Origin of the sequence: Haloferax sp. Atlit-10N (assembly GCF_003586325.1) — an archaeon.
GTDB lineage: Archaea > Halobacteriota > Halobacteria > Halobacteriales > Haloferacaceae > Haloferax > Haloferax prahovense.
Genome location: NZ_PSYX01000003.1, coordinates 383342 through 397010, shown reverse-complemented (window position 1 = coordinate 397010; position 13669 = coordinate 383342). Strand labels below are relative to the sequence as shown.

The following is a 13669-nucleotide window of genomic DNA, read 5'->3' as shown; positions in this document are numbered from 1 at the left end:
CGGGAGGTTCAAGCACCGCCGAGACGCATTCGAGAGCGATGCAACTCGAGGGTACGATACTCCGCGGCCGCGACTTCGACCCGGTCGAGGGGCGGGTCGTCGTCGAAGACGGCACGATAACCGCAATCGAGGAGACGGCGACGGATTCGACGGACATCATCTTGCCCGCGTTCGTCAACGCCCACACCCACCTCGGCGACTCCATCGCCAAGGAGGCCGGCGAGGGACTGTCGCTCGACGACCTCGTCGCACCGCCGGACGGCCTGAAACACCGACTCCTCCGGGCCGCGAGCACCGAGGAGAAAGCCGCCGCGATGCACCGGTCGCTCCGGATGATGGAGGCCGGCGGCACCGCGGCCTGTCTGGAGTTCCGCGAGGGCGGCGTCGAGGGCGTCGACGTCATCCGGCGGGCGCTCGACGGCCGCGACATCGAGGCGGTCGTCTTCGGGCGCGAGACGGCCGACGCGATGGCAGTCGCCGACGGCTTCGGCGCGTCGGGCGCGCGGGACGGCGAGTTCGGCGCGCTCCGGAACGCGACCGCGGCCGCCGGAAAGCTGTTCGGCATCCACGCGGGCGAGCGCGACGCCCACGACATCAACGCCGCGTTGGACCTCGAACCGGACTTCCTCGTCCACATGGTCCACCCCGAGGCGCTCCACCTCGAACGCGTCGAGGACAGCGAGATTCCGGTCGTCATCTGCCCGCGGTCGAACCTCGTCACCGACGCGGGCGTCGCGCCGATTCGCGAACTGGTCGACCGCACCACCGTCGCGCTCGGCACGGACAACGTGATGCTCAACAGCCCCTCGATGTTCCGCGAGATGGAGTTCACCTCCAAGCTGGCGGACGTTTCTGCCGCCGAGGTCCTCCGCATGGCGACCGTCAACGGGGCCGACATCGCCGGGCTGAACTACGGTCTCGTCGAGGAGGGCCGCGACGCCAAGCTGCTGGTCCTCGACGGCGACACGGACAACCTCGCGGGCGTCGAGGATGTGGTCCGCGCCGTCGTCCGCCGCGCCGGGCAGGCGGACGTGAAAGACGTGTACCTCTGAGTTCGGGCGACGCCCCCGCCTTCGGCTTCCGACCGAAGCGGCCCAGAACTCCCGTGGAGCCGACCTATTCTCGCAGTACTCCTCCCGTAGCAAAGGGTTATTACCGACCCCGAGAAAATGTTATCAAGTGTCATGGTGTTGTACGACCGAATCATCGTTCCCATCGACGGCTCCGCCGGCTCCGAGCGCGTCGCGGTCCACGCGGCGGCGTTAGCGGCCGTCCACGATGCGGAACTCCACGGGGTGTACGTGGTGAACGCCGGGAGCTTCGCGGGGCTCCCGATGGAATCGTCGTGGGAGGGGCTCGACGACATGCTGCGCGCCGACGCCGAGTCGGCGCTCGACCAGGTCGAGCGCGCGGCCGAGTCGCAGGGCGTCCCCGTCGAGACGCACGTCCTCGAGGGGACGCCGAGCCGGGAAATCGTCGAGTTCGCCGAGCGCGGCGGGTGCGACCTCATCGTGATGGGGACCCACGGGCGCGGCGGTATCGACCGCCTCCTCCTCGGGTCGGTCGCGGAAAAGGTCGTCCGGGCGTCGAAAGTCCCCGTCCTGACCGTCCGCATCGAAGGCGGTGGCGACGACGCGGACGAGTTCGCCGTCGAGGTACCGGACGACGCCGCGCCCGAGTCGCCCGCCGAGGCGGACGCGGTCGCCGACTCGACGGCGACGGCGGACGGCGGAGAATAGCGGGCTAGTGAACTAGCCGACCGGCGGTGCGCGGGTTCGGTCGCGGTTTCAGCGCCCGCCGTCGGCCGGGCGCAGGTGTTCGCAGTCACCGGCGTGGACTCGTTTTTCGCCCTCGTCGGTTCGAACGACGAGCGTGCCGGGGTGTTCGATATCGACCGCCTCCCCCTCGATGACGCCGTTCGCGGTGTGGACGCGGACCCGCCTGCCGAGCGTGTCCGCCCGCTCGCGCCACGCCGGCAGGACGGCGTCGAGGTCGCCGCGTAGTTCGTCGAATCGTTCGAGCACCCGCTGGACGAACACGCGGCGCTCGACGGGGCCGGCCTCGGCGGCGACGCTCGTCGCGCCTTCGGGGAGGTCCGCGGGGTCGAGGTTGACGTTGATTCCGGGGCCGATGACGAGCCACGAGACGCGGTCGGCCTCGCCTTCCATCTCGGTGAGGATGCCGCAGAGCTTTCGGTAGCCGCGGTCGGCGGGCGTGTCGGAGTCCTTCGAACCACCACTCGCTTCGCTCGCGGAAACGCCACCGACGTGACTCGGTGAGCTTCCGCTCACTTCGTTCGCGGAAACACCGTCTGCATTCGCAGACGAACTGCCACTCGCTTCGCTCACGATAACGTCGTTCGGCCACTTGATGCTCGCGCCCACCCCGGCCTCGCGCGCCGCGTCGCAGACGGCGACGGCCATCGCCAGCGTGTACAGCGGGGCGTATGCCGGCGGTTCGTCGGGACGCACGAGCAGGCTCATCCAGACGCCGCCGTCGGGCGCGGACCACTCGCGGTTCTTTCTTCCCCGGCTGGCGGTCTGCTTGCGGGCGACGACGACCACGTCCCTCGCGCCCTCGGCGGCGAGCTCGCGGGCACGGACGTTCGAGGAGTCGAGCGTCTCGTGGAACTCAACGTCGTAGTCGACGCCGAGGCCGTACTCGATTGCCGGGCCGCCGTACTCCGGCACGTCGGTGACGACGTAGCCGTCGCCGGCGCTCTCGACGCCGAACCCCTCGTCGCGGAGTGACTCGACGTGCTTCCAGACGGCGGCGCGGGAGACGCCCAGTCGGTCGGCGAGGTCGGGCCCGGAGACGGGACCCTCGGCGAGTGCGTCGAGGAGGGCGCGTCGCGTGTCGCTCATGCGGGTGGATACCGGCGCACGGGAAAAGAGGTTCGCGGTTCGGACGTCGGTCCCGAGGTCTCGGGACTATTCGAGGACGAGCAGCACGTCGCCCATGTCGACGCTGTCGCCCTCGGAGACGAGGACCTGCGAGACGGTGCCGCCGCGCTCGGCGACCACGTCGTTTTCCATCTTCATGGCTTCGAGGATGCAGACGGTGTCGCCGGGTTCGACCTCGTCGCCCTCCTCGACTTCGACAGAGAGGATGGTCCCCTGCATCTCGGCGGTGACGGACTCGCCGTCGCCCTCGATAATCTGCTGGGAGTCGTCGCTTCCGCCGTCGTCGCGGCGCTTGCGCGGGCCGGAGGAGTTGGATTTGCCCGCGGACGCGTTACCGACCGGGATGGCGGGCGCGCCGCGCTCTTCGAGGCTGACCTCGAAGCGCTTGCCGTTTACCTCGACGGTGAAGGTGCGTTCCGTGACCTCGTCGTCGTCGTCATCGTCGGCGACGGCCTCGGGCGACCAGCGCTCGACGGCGGCCTGGATGCGGTCGGGGTCGAGCACCTCGTCGAGGTACTTCGTCGTGTGGCTCCCCTCGCGGAACGCCTCGTCGGTGAGCATGAGGCGGTGGAACGGGATGACCGTGCGGAGTCCCTCGATGTCGAACTCGGCGAGCGCGCGCTCGGCGCGGGCGAGGACCTCCTCGCGGTCCGAGGCGGTGACGATGAGCTTGGCGATCATCGAGTCGTAGTCGCCGCCGATTTCGTCGCCCTGACGGACGGCGTCGTCCATGCGGACGCCGATACCGCCCGGCGGGTCGTAGGTCGCGAGCGTGCCCGTCGCGGGCGCAAACTCCTTTTCGGGGGCCTCCGCGTTGATGCGGAACTCCATCGAGTGGCCCTCGATTTCCACGTCGTCCTGCGAGAAGTCGAGTTCCTCGCCGGCGGCGACGCGCAGTTGCCACTTCACCACGTCGAGGCCAGTCACTTCCTCGGTGACGGTGTGTTCGACCTGGATGCGCGTGTTGACCTCCATGAAGTAGAACTCGCTGTCCTCGACGAGGAACTCCACGGTGCCGGCGTTGGTGTAGTCGGCGGCGCGAACGCCGCGGCGGGCGGCCTCGCCGATGCGCTCGCGCAGGTCGTCGGAGAGCGCGGGCGACGGGGCCTCCTCGATGACCTTCTGGTGGCGGCGCTGGAGCGAGCAGTCGCGCTCGCCGAGGTGGCGGACGTTGCCGTGCTCGTCGGCGAGAATTTGCACCTCGATGTGGCGCGGCGCTTCGAGGTACTTCTCGACGTAGACGGAGGCGTTGTCGAAGTACGCCTCGCCCTCGCGCTTTGCCGTCTCGAACTGCTCGTCGACCTCGTCCTCGGAGTGGACGACCTTCAGGCCGCGGCCGCCGCCGCCGCCTTCGGCCTTGATGGCGACCGGGTAGCCGAACTCGTCGGCGACGGCCTTGACGTCGTCGGCGGAGTCGGCGGGCTCGGTCGTGCCGGGGACGACCGGCACGTCGGCGTCCTGCATGAGCGCGCGGGCCTTCGTCTTCTCGCCGAGGCGCTCCATCGCGTCGGCCGACGGGCCGACCCACTTGAACTCGGACTCCTCGACCTTCCGGGCGAACGCGGCGTTCTCCGCGAGGAAGCCGTAGCCGGGGTGGATGGCGTCGGCGTCGGCCTTCCGTGCGGCCTCGATGACCGACTCGTGGTCGAGGTAGGAATCGGCCGCGCGGGCGGGACCGATGTTGTACGCCTCGTCGGCGTACCGCACGTGCCCGCCGTGTTTGTCCGCCTCGCTGTAGACGGCGACGGTCCGGACTCCTAACTCCTCGCAGGCGCGCATGACGCGCACCGCGATCTCGCCTCGGTTGGCGACGAGAACCTTGCTGAACATTTGCGGTAGTCTTTCAGGGAACCGCACGTTATTCTATCGGTTTTACCAACGCACGTCGGTGCCCGCTTCGACAGACGACGATTTACGTGTTCGACCATGAAGGAACGGCCGAGATTACACTTCTCTGGCACTATACGCCGCGAATACTGGTTCAAATCCAAACGGCCTTATGCGTGTGCCACACTACGACACGGGTAATGGCAGTACGAGTCGGCATCCTCGGTGCAACCGGCGCAGTCGGACAGCGATTCATCCAACTCCTCGAAGACCACCCGACGTTCGAACTCGCGGCGCTGACCGCGAGCGAGTCGAGCGCGGGCAAGCGATACGACGAGGCCGCGAAGTGGCGCGTCAACACTCCCATCCCGGACGACGTGGCCGCGATGGAAGTCGGCAGCACCGACCCCGCGGACGTGCCCGACGACATCGACCTCCTGTTTTCGTCGCTCCCGTCGTCGGTCGCCGCCGAGGTCGAACCCGAGTTCCTCGAGGCGGGCTACGTCGTCTCTTCGAACTCCTCGAACGACCGCATGGCACCCGACGTGCCGCTCACGATTCCGGAGATCAATCCGGAGCACCTCGACCTCATCGAGGTCCAGCGCGACGAGCGCGGCTGGGACGGCGCGCTCGTGAAGAACCCGAACTGCTCGACCATCACGATGGTCCCGACGCTCGCCGCGCTCGACCAGTTCGGCCTCGAACGCGTCGACGTCACGACCCTGCAGGCGGTCTCCGGCGCGGGCTACGACGGCGTCACCTCGATGGAGATAATCGACAACGCCATCCCGCACATCGGCGGCGAAGAAGAGAAGATGGAGACGGAGTCCCGCAAGCTTCTGGGCTCGTTCGACGGCGCGGAAGTCGCGCTCCACGGCGCGGAGGTCAACGCCTCGTGTAACCGCATCCCGACGCTCGACGGCCACCTCGAGAGCGTCTTCGCCGACCTCGCCGACGACGCCTCCCCCGAGGACGTCGCGGCCGCGATGCGCGAGTACCCCGGCGTCGACCTCCCGAGCGCGCCCGAACAGCTCATCCACGTCTTCGAGGACAACTTCCGCCCGCAGCCCCGCCTCGACCGCGAGCGCGGCGACGGCATGCAGATTTCCGCGGGCGGCATCCAGGCCACCGAGCGCGGCGTGAAGTACAACTGCCTCGCGCACAACACGATTCGCGGCGCGGCCGGTGCGTCCGTCCTCAACGGCGAACTCCTCGCCCAAGAGGGCTGGATTTAGGCTATATCCACCCGTCGGCGTCGCTCCCGGACTCGCGTTCGGCGTCGCCGACGTTCTCTTCGTCTCGCCACTCGTCGGCGAGCCGACCGTATCGAAGCACGTCGACGTGGTCGCCGTCGACGAATCCCTGTTCCCGGTGGACGCCCTCGCGTTCGAAGCCGGCTTTCTCCAGCACGCGGGTCGACGCCGGGTTCGTCTCGTAGGCGTTCGCGTACAGTTTGTTGAGTCGGCGCTCGCCGAAGGCGTAGCCGCAGAGCGTCCGCAGCGCGTCTGTCGCGTAGCCGTTGCCCCAGTGGTCGGGCGCGACGAGATAGCCGACCTCGGCCGCGCCGGTGACGACGTTCGGCGGCTTGAGTCCGATAGTCCCGACCGGGTCGCCGTCGACCGCGACGACGAAGTTGATGTCGTCGCCGTCGCCGCGCGACTCGACCCACTCGCGCTCTGTCGCCCGCGTCACCGGGTCGGTGGCGGCGATTCCCCGCCGAACCCGCGGGTCGTTGACCGTCTCGTGGAGGAACTCGACGTGCTCCGACTCGACGGTTCTGAGTTCGACGCGGTCGCCTTCGAGAAACGCGGCTCCGCACATATCTCGTCCGTCGTCGCGGCCGCACTTCAACGTGGGCGTGCGGAGCACGCGGTATCTGTCGGCGAGTCTCACGGTACCGGTTCGATTCGTCCAGAGTTAGACACCGTTTTCACGCCGCGTCGACAGAGCGTGTCACATGTCTCGACGCGGTCTCGAAACGGGACTCTCCGCCGGCCTGCTCGTCGCCGCACTCGGCGGCATCGCGTGGGCGACCGGCGAGCCGTTCGTCTTTCCGAGCCTCGGCCCCACGGCGTTCGTCCTCGCCTTCCGCCGTCGCGGCGGGCGCTCCCGCTCGTCTCGCATCGTCGGCGGCCACGCCGTCGGTGCCGTCGTCGGCTTCGCGGCCTACGCGCTCATCGCCCCCGGCGTGACGCTCGACCCGTCGCTCTCGGCCGCGTCGACGGACACGCTGCGCCTCGTCACGAGCGGGGCGGTCTCGGTCGCCGCGACGGGCTGGGGGATGGTCGAACTCGACGCGGTCCACCCGCCGGCCTGCGCGACGACGCTCATCGTCTCGCTCGGCCTGCTCTCGACGCCGCAGTCGGTCGCGACTATCGTCGCGAGCGTGGTCGTTCTCGTGGGGGCCCACCGGGCGACGGACGCGCTGCTCGCTGAGATGTACGGGGACAGTCCAACCGACGCGGGAACGCGGAGTTGAGGTCTTGTCCGGACCTCGGAAGCCGCTCAGACGGTCGATTCTCGGTACCGCCGGCTCGAATCGATAGCCGAGAGAATAGATGGATAGAGGGCGAATGATTCCGCTCGTCGCCCTGATGTGCCTCTGACAGCAGCAAACGAAATTCGTCACCATCCAACTTATGATTTCTGTGAAACACGTTCACACCGGCCGCGCTAGGGTCGCTCGCGTGCAACCGTGGCATATCCGGCATCGGTGAGCCTCCGCCCCGACTGACATTCCGCGACAAGAGACACCTACGACGACAAGTATATGTTCCATGGTCTCAATTGTCACGCTGTATCGCTATGAAGCCGTGCCACAGCTGTCAGGCGGTTATCGACGAGTACATCCTGGACAAAAAGCTCGAAGTGCTGCGCGACCTCACGGTTGACGACTTCAACCTCTGTGCTGACTGCACGACAGTCGTCGCCGATGCGTGCGTGGAATGCGGCGGTGGCGTCTATGTCCCGCGGGGCGAAACGACGGTCCCCGACTACTGTCCGGCGTGCCGCGCGGACCTCATCCGGCGCACGGGGAGCGACCCCGGCTGGACCTGCGATGCCGTCTCGACCTGAGTAGCGGTTCCCGGCCGTTTTTTGGTGGTTGTTGCAGGGTGTGACGAACAGTCACACCGTATCAAGCTCGGAGTCACCACGAGATTTTTGTCCGCCGCCGGGAGAAATGTTGTATGGCTGAAAAGAGTACGGTCGAGCTCGTCGGGTCTCAGACAGGCGGAACGATGGGGCTGTTGGCGTTCTTCGTCGGGTCGGTGCTGGCGTTTCTGGCGTTTTCGTATCTGTTCTACGGGGAGTGAGTTCCTCGTGGACTGCTGGTAGAACAAGCCAACTATAACAACGCCCCCGCTCGGTCGGATCCAGTGCCGCGATTTTAGTTCCCCACCACGGAGCAACGCGAAGCGATGGACTGGCAACGAAACACCGTGCGACAACTGTACAACCACGCTCTCAACGAGTTTGACCAGATACCCGAAGACGCGGGCACGCTCCGCCAGCGCGTCTGGATGGTCCGAGACACGCTCCCGGCGCTCAAAGGCTGGTGGACCGACCTCAAACTGGTCTACTCGACCGTTCTCCAGAAAGCTGTCGAGCGTATCCGAGACAACATCCAGAACCTCGGGAAGCTCAAAGCGAAAGGATACGACGTGGGGTCGTTGAACTGGAAGAAACCGCGTGAGTACCGGAGTTTCACGTACCGGCAATCGGGCTTCGAACTCGACAAGAAGAGTGGCCCGAATGGTCGCGGACTCCTCATCCTCAAGAAACTCAAAGGCGAAACCCGCGAGATTCCAATTCGCATCCATCGTGACCTTCCAGACCACGAGAAAGTCAAAGAAGTCACGCTCAAAAAAGAACCCACGGGAGCGTGGTACGTATCATTCTGCATCGAAACAGAAACTCCCGAGAAACCTGCCGTCGAAGCCATCGGCTCTGACGATGCGGTGGGTCTCGACCTCGGTGTTCTCAACTTCGCCCACGATTCGGACGGGCGTTCGATAGGGCGACTCGACTTGTCTAACGACCGAGAACGCCTCGAACGAGAGCAACGTTCGCTCTCTCGAAAGGACTACGAGTCCAACAATTGGGAGAGACAACGGCGTCGCGTCACGGAAATCCATGCACGAATGTCGAACAAGAAGCGTGATTTCAAACACAAGCTAGCACACTTCTACACCACTGAGTACGATGCCGTATTCGTTGAAGACCTCAATGTCAAGGGGATGCTCGAATCCCCGCAAAACGCTCGTAACAAGGCCGAAGTCGGCTGGCGAGACTTCATCACCATCCTCGAACACCACGGTGAGAAGAACGGCTGTCACGTCGTGCAGGTTAACCCGCGCGGGACGACCACAGAGTGTGCGAGCTGTGGCGTTTCGACTGGCAAGCCGTTGTGGGTGCGCGAGCATTCGTGCCCGTCGTGTGGGTTCGAACTCGATAGGGATTGGAATGCGGCTCTTAACGTCCTCTCACGAGGACTCGACAAACTAGGAGTGGTTCACTCCGAAGACACGCCTGTGGAGACTGCGACCGCTGTGTCCACTGATGGTGGCGATTCATCGTCCATCGTCGTGGATGCAAGTCGCGTCACAGAAACAGGAAGCCCCGTCCTCAAGGAAGCCGCGTCAGCGGCTGAGTAGGGCGGGGTAGTTCACATTGAGCCGAAAGAATCGACACAGCGAGCTGCTTCCGCCACAAAAGGAATGTAACCACGAAAGAGGTCTGGCGACGGGTGAATAGAGTTTTCACACACGTTGTGTATACGCTCATTCAGATACCATGTCCTGGCTCAAGGAATTATTCAAATCGGGGACATCGCTGGCTGGGCGGGTATTGTTCTCTGTTGGTCTGGTCAGTCTCATATTCGTTCAACTATCCGGAATCATCCAAAACCACCCAGTATACACCCCACTTGCCCCGTATGATTGGCCCGCCTTGGGTATCGTTGCGGGTGGGTTCCTCATTCTATTCAGTACACTCATTCGCGAGGAACCCCGGCGAGTTGGGCAAGATAACGTCCGAATTGTCCCAACAGTAGATTCCGATCAAGAACTCTCAACCCTTCTCGAAGAGGCTCGAACCGTAGTCGATCATCAGGTCAGTTCAATCCAGAACTTGCGAACAGACGCGATTCAGTTGATCAAATTGAACCTGCTGCTAGCCAGTATCCTCATCTCGGCTATTGCTATTGGCATCGACTCTGACTCTTGTGTTACCGCAGTTTCTTTTGTAAACGTGTTCACGCAGGTCGGGAGCGGACTACTGACGTTTTCAATTTTCTCAGCAACGTATCTGTATGTGACCGTAGAGTATACTGGCGGTATCTCTGGTGACACACTTGACCAGATATTCACCTCCCAAGAGCACTCACAGGTGTTTGTGGAAAATTGGCTTCTGAGTGGATACGAAAAGTGGATACGAGGGAATTCGGTCGTCCAGCGGGACGGTGCGGTTCTGATTGGTCTCTCCACTCTGTTGACTATCTCTGCGTTAATCATGTTCGGAAAGGGGTTCCTCGTCGCAGTAGAGTGTTCTATTTAGCTATTTTCGGCAGCCCGAGTTAGTGTCTCACGCATGGGTCTGCACGACACCGGTCACTCGGAGACACGGCACCGCCTGAGTAGCCGAGACCAGACTGAGCCCGGACACCCGGATTACTGCACTGCGATGCGGGCGAAGCGAGTCCTCGCGGGACGTTTTTCGTCCAGCTCCTTGCGAGGAGACTATCGCTCTGTGAGCGACAGTCGACGAAGTAAAAAGGTGGTATGGGACCGCTGAGAGTCGAACTCAGGTCCTACCGACCCCATCGGCAGAGGATACCACTACCCCACGGTCCCGGGGTGCATTCAAAGCGATGCGTGTCTCGCGGTTAAGCCCTTCGTTTCGTCGCGGCGACGCGAAGGGCTGGCGTGCCACGGTATCGCACCGTCGTCGTGCGGTTCGAACGGTGCCGAGAAGCTGACTCCCGACCACGAGTACGCTTTTGCCGCCTCGAGATTAATGACAACGTATGTTCACGCCCCTCCAGAGCGTCCCGCTCGGACTCCTCCCCTTCGTCGCGATGCTCCTCGTCCTCCTCGCGTTGGGCGTCGCAGGCCTCCGGTGGTGGTCGATTCGCCGCGGTTCCGAGTCCGAACCGTCGGCTGACCGCCCCGAGGAGTCCCACGGCTACCCGCTGGCGTCGTGGCGCTACGTCTACGACCTCGACAAGTCGGATGCGAAACGAGAGGTCGCGTCGGTCAACGAGCAGGCGGAGACGCTCGCGGACGCGGAGAAAAAGCGCCGGAGAAAGTAGCGCGAAGCGGTCTCAGACTAACACGGCTTCCAGCGAGACGACCTCGCCGGCGTCGGCGTCCGCGTCGCCGACGAGTTCGCCCAGACAGACGGCCGAACCGTCGTCGGTGAAACAGGCGACGAGGTCGCCGCGGGAGGCGTCGGCGTCGACGTCGAAGACGCCGGGCGCGTAGACGGGTGCGCCGTTGACGACTTCGCGGGCCGCGCTGTTGGCGATGGTGACCGATGGGAGGTGCGACAGCGCCCGCTCGGCGGGCGAGACCACGTCGCGGAGCCACGACTCGTCGCCCTCCTCCGCGAACGCGAGCGCGTCTGCGAGGTCGTGGAGCGTCACGAGGTCCGCGTCGTCGAAGGGAGTGGTCGCGGTCCGGCGGAGGTGGCCCATGTGGCCGCCGGTGCCGAGCGCGAGTCCGAGGTCGTGACACAGCTTTCGGATGTACGTCCCCGACTCACAGCGGATGCGCAACAGCGCCTGTCTGTCTTTCACTTCGAGGAGGTCGAGGTCGTACACCTCGCGGACGCGGAGGCGGCGCGAGACGGCGGACTTCCGCGGGGGCTTCTGGTAGAGCTTCGATTCGAACTCGGCGACGGTCGAGTCGATGTCGGCCGGCGCGGGCCCGTGGAGTTCGAGCACGGAGACGTACTCCTTCGAGCCTTCGAGGAACACCTGCGCCATGCGGGTCGCGTCGCCGAGGAGCGTGGGGAGACAGCCGGTCACCTTCGGGTCGAGCGTTCCCGAGTGAGCGGCGCGGTCGACGTCGGCCATATCGCGGACCCACCCGGTTACCTGGTGGGCCGACGGCCCCGGCGGCTTGTCGAGGTTGACGACGCCGAACGACAGCAGGTCGTCGACGCTCCGGTCTTCGGGCGGGTCTCGGAGCATGGTCAGAAGTCGTAGCGGACGCCTTCGACGGGGTACTTGCCCTCGTCGGCCTTGGGGTCGTAGGAGTCGACCGCGGCGATGCAGACGGCCGTCACCTCGTCGGGCCCCCAACGGGCGGTGTTGAGCGCGATATCGTAGATAGAGAGGTCCGTGATGTCGATGTCGTAGTAGGCGTCGTACCGCTTGGCCTCGCTCGCCTCGCGGGTCGTCGTCTCCTCGCGGGCGATATCGGGCGCTTTGTCCTCGCGGTCGGCGATGCGCTCGGCGCGAACGTCGACGGGGGCGTCGAGCCAAAAGCGGAGGTCTGCGGCGTCCCCGGCGAGCCAGCCGGCGAGGCGAGATTCGAGGAGCACGTCGTCGCGGTCGAGGGCGATGTCGCGGAGGCGGCGGTCGAGGTCGCGGTCGATTTGGTCGTCCTCCTCGGCGAGTTTGTTGAACTCGACGGCGGTCATGTCGCGCTCGGCGGCGAGCTCGCGGAAGATGTCCCCGCCGCTTATGTGTTCGAGGTCGAACGCCTCGGCGAGCGCGGCGGCGGTCGTGCTTTTCCCGCTGCCCGGTGGTCCGGAGACGGTCAGTAACATATCCATGCTGGGTGCGGTCGGCTAAAAGGTGTTATCGTTGCCGACCGCCCCTGCGGAGGCTTCTCACGGGGGAGAGTGGGAGAGAACCGAGGGTGGTGAGACGCGGAAACGGAGAGAGAAACGGAGTCGTTTCGAGTCGCTCGGGTCGGCTTACGACGCCGACGGCGACATGTCGATGTTCAGGCTCTTGCGGATGATCTGGGTGAAGCCCATCGAGCAGAGGAAGTACCAGACAATCCACGCCTGCATCGGCCCGATGACACCCTGCTTCCACTCGACGGACCCGACGAGCGGGAGCACGATGTTCTCGGTGACGATGTGCGGGTCGGAGCCCCCGCCGACGCCGATGGCCCAGTACATCCAGAGGAACACCGGGATGGTGAGGAACATGATCCAGACCATCGGGCGGAACTGCTCTTTGAACATGCCCATCTGGTCGCCCATCGCCTCCATCTGCTCTTCTTGAATCTTCTCGAGCGCCGCGTCGTCGCCGCGCTCCTTGGCGTCCTTCTGCCGCTGTTGGATGTCCTTCATCCGCTCTTGATACATGCCCATCTTCTCCATGTCCATGAGGTTCGCCTGCAGGAGCGTGGAGTAGAGGCCGGTCGCGAGCGCGAGGACCATCACGACGGCGTAGAACGGGAGCATGTCGGCCAGCGGGCCGAGCGCCACGTCCATCACGCCGCCGATGACGTTCCGAACCTCGGCGACCGAGTAGCCGAGGAACAGGCCGACCGTGACGACGGCCGCGCCCTTGTCGTACTTCGACCACGAGGAGTCGCCGGTGTCGGTGTCGGCCGACGAGGACGACGACGAGCCGCCGGAGTCGGACGTGTCGTCTTCGAGGCCGGCGCGGGTCTCCGCCGCGTCGGCGAGCCGGAACCCCTCGTCGCCGTCGACGAGGATACCTTTCTCGATGAGGCGACCCCACTGGCCGCTCGTGAGCTCGTCGCGAACGTCGGCCCACTCGACTTCTCCGTCGTCCGCCCGTTCGAGGACGGTTTCGACGGCGGCGCGCATGTCGGCGTCGGAGCCGACGAGGTCGCGCACCCGAGATTCGATTCGTGCCATTACCGGCCCTTTAGCAACCGGCTGTTATCAAGGTTTTACTCTGGAGACGAGAGCGGGCGCGCCGGCGACAGCGCCGGCGCTCCGAGTATAGTCGG

14 protein-coding genes, 1 tRNA gene and 1 pseudogene are annotated in these 13669 nt (G+C 65.2%); 8 read left to right on the top strand and 8 right to left on the bottom strand.

Annotation, left to right across the window (positions count from 1 at the left end; genetic code table 11):
* Window positions 1-38 precede the first annotated feature (38 nt).
* Window positions 39-1052 carry an amidohydrolase family protein gene (locus tag C5B91_RS12835; protein ID WP_008095443.1) on the top strand — a complete coding sequence of 338 codons (1014 nt, stop codon included), beginning with the start codon at window positions 39-41 and terminating at the stop codon, window positions 1050-1052.
* A 132-nt stretch (window positions 1053-1184) separates the two neighbouring features.
* Window positions 1185-1739: a universal stress protein gene (locus C5B91_RS12830; protein WP_008095442.1), complete on the top strand. Its 555-nt coding sequence runs from the start codon at window positions 1185-1187 to the stop codon at window positions 1737-1739.
* Window positions 1740-1787: 48 nt separating this feature from the next.
* Here C5B91_RS12830 and C5B91_RS12825 read toward each other — a convergent pair whose 3' ends face one another.
* The gene (locus tag C5B91_RS12825) at window positions 1788-2864 is read right to left on the bottom strand and encodes a biotin--[acetyl-CoA-carboxylase] ligase (RefSeq protein WP_115819410.1); all 1077 of its coding nucleotides are present in this window, start codon (window positions 2862-2864) and stop codon (window positions 1788-1790) included.
* Window positions 2865-2930: 66 nt separating this feature from the next.
* Complete coding sequence (gene pccA / locus C5B91_RS12820) at window positions 2931-4733, bottom strand: propionyl-CoA carboxylase biotin carboxylase/biotin-carboxyl carrier subunit (protein ID WP_049967696.1); 1803 nt, start codon at window positions 4731-4733, stop codon at window positions 2931-2933.
* 197 nt (window positions 4734-4930) lie between these two features.
* Here pccA and asd point away from each other — a divergent pair, with 197 nt between their 5' ends.
* Window positions 4931-5965 carry an aspartate-semialdehyde dehydrogenase gene (asd, locus tag C5B91_RS12815; protein ID WP_008095439.1) on the top strand — a complete coding sequence of 345 codons (1035 nt, stop codon included), beginning with the start codon at window positions 4931-4933 and terminating at the stop codon, window positions 5963-5965.
* Window position 5966: 1 nt separating this feature from the next.
* On the opposite strand, the gene C5B91_RS12810 is transcribed toward asd, so the two are convergent.
* A complete protein-coding gene (locus C5B91_RS12810; protein ID WP_049913608.1) occupies window positions 5967-6551 on the bottom strand; it encodes a GNAT family N-acetyltransferase in 585 nt (194 codons plus the stop codon).
* Window positions 6552-6687: 136 nt separating this feature from the next.
* On the opposite strand from C5B91_RS12810, the gene C5B91_RS12805 reads away from it, so the two are divergent.
* The 4 genes and pseudogenes from C5B91_RS12805 to C5B91_RS12795 form a co-directional block, all read left to right on the top strand.
* Window positions 6688-7209: an HPP family protein gene (locus tag C5B91_RS12805; RefSeq protein WP_008095434.1), complete on the top strand. Its 522-nt coding sequence runs from the start codon at window positions 6688-6690 to the stop codon at window positions 7207-7209.
* 326 nt (window positions 7210-7535) lie between these two features.
* The gene (locus tag C5B91_RS12800; protein WP_004042445.1) at window positions 7536-7805 is read left to right on the top strand and encodes a hypothetical protein; all 270 of its coding nucleotides are present in this window, start codon (window positions 7536-7538) and stop codon (window positions 7803-7805) included.
* Between the two features lie 113 nt (window positions 7806-7918).
* Complete coding sequence (locus C5B91_RS22980) at window positions 7919-8044, top strand: hypothetical protein (RefSeq protein WP_255409923.1); 126 nt, start codon at window positions 7919-7921, stop codon at window positions 8042-8044.
* Window positions 8045-8125: 81 nt separating this feature from the next.
* A pseudogene (locus C5B91_RS12795) lies at window positions 8126-9385 on the top strand (RNA-guided endonuclease InsQ/TnpB family protein); the annotation flags it as partial.
* Between the two features lie 492 nt (window positions 9386-9877).
* Here C5B91_RS12795 and C5B91_RS21930 read toward each other — a convergent pair.
* Both C5B91_RS21930 and C5B91_RS12780 read right to left on the bottom strand, forming a co-directional pair.
* The gene (locus C5B91_RS21930) at window positions 9878-10243 is read right to left on the bottom strand and encodes a hypothetical protein (RefSeq protein ID WP_147298771.1); all 366 of its coding nucleotides are present in this window, start codon (window positions 10241-10243) and stop codon (window positions 9878-9880) included.
* 268 nt (window positions 10244-10511) lie between these two features.
* A tRNA-Pro gene (locus tag C5B91_RS12780) sits at window positions 10512-10582 on the bottom strand.
* A gap of 173 nt (window positions 10583-10755) precedes the next feature.
* Here C5B91_RS12780 and C5B91_RS12775 point away from each other — a divergent pair.
* Window positions 10756-11040, top strand: coding sequence for a hypothetical protein (locus C5B91_RS12775; RefSeq protein ID WP_049967732.1), 285 nt, complete (start codon window positions 10756-10758; stop codon window positions 11038-11040).
* A 12-nt stretch (window positions 11041-11052) separates the two neighbouring features.
* On the opposite strand, the gene C5B91_RS12770 is transcribed toward C5B91_RS12775, so the two are convergent.
* From C5B91_RS12770 to C5B91_RS12760, 3 genes are all read right to left on the bottom strand, one after another.
* Window positions 11053-11922, bottom strand: a complete 870-nt coding sequence (locus C5B91_RS12770; RefSeq protein ID WP_115819408.1) for an RNA-guided pseudouridylation complex pseudouridine synthase subunit Cbf5 — start codon at window positions 11920-11922, stop codon at window positions 11053-11055.
* 2 nt (window positions 11923-11924) lie between these two features.
* A complete protein-coding gene (cmk, locus tag C5B91_RS12765; RefSeq protein ID WP_008095427.1) occupies window positions 11925-12503 on the bottom strand; it encodes a (d)CMP kinase in 579 nt (192 codons plus the stop codon).
* 150 nt (window positions 12504-12653) lie between these two features.
* On the bottom strand, window positions 12654-13574 hold the full coding sequence (locus C5B91_RS12760; protein ID WP_008095426.1) for a DUF106 domain-containing protein: 921 nt from the start codon (window positions 13572-13574) through the stop codon (window positions 12654-12656).
* Window positions 13575-13669: the final 95 nt, after the last annotated feature.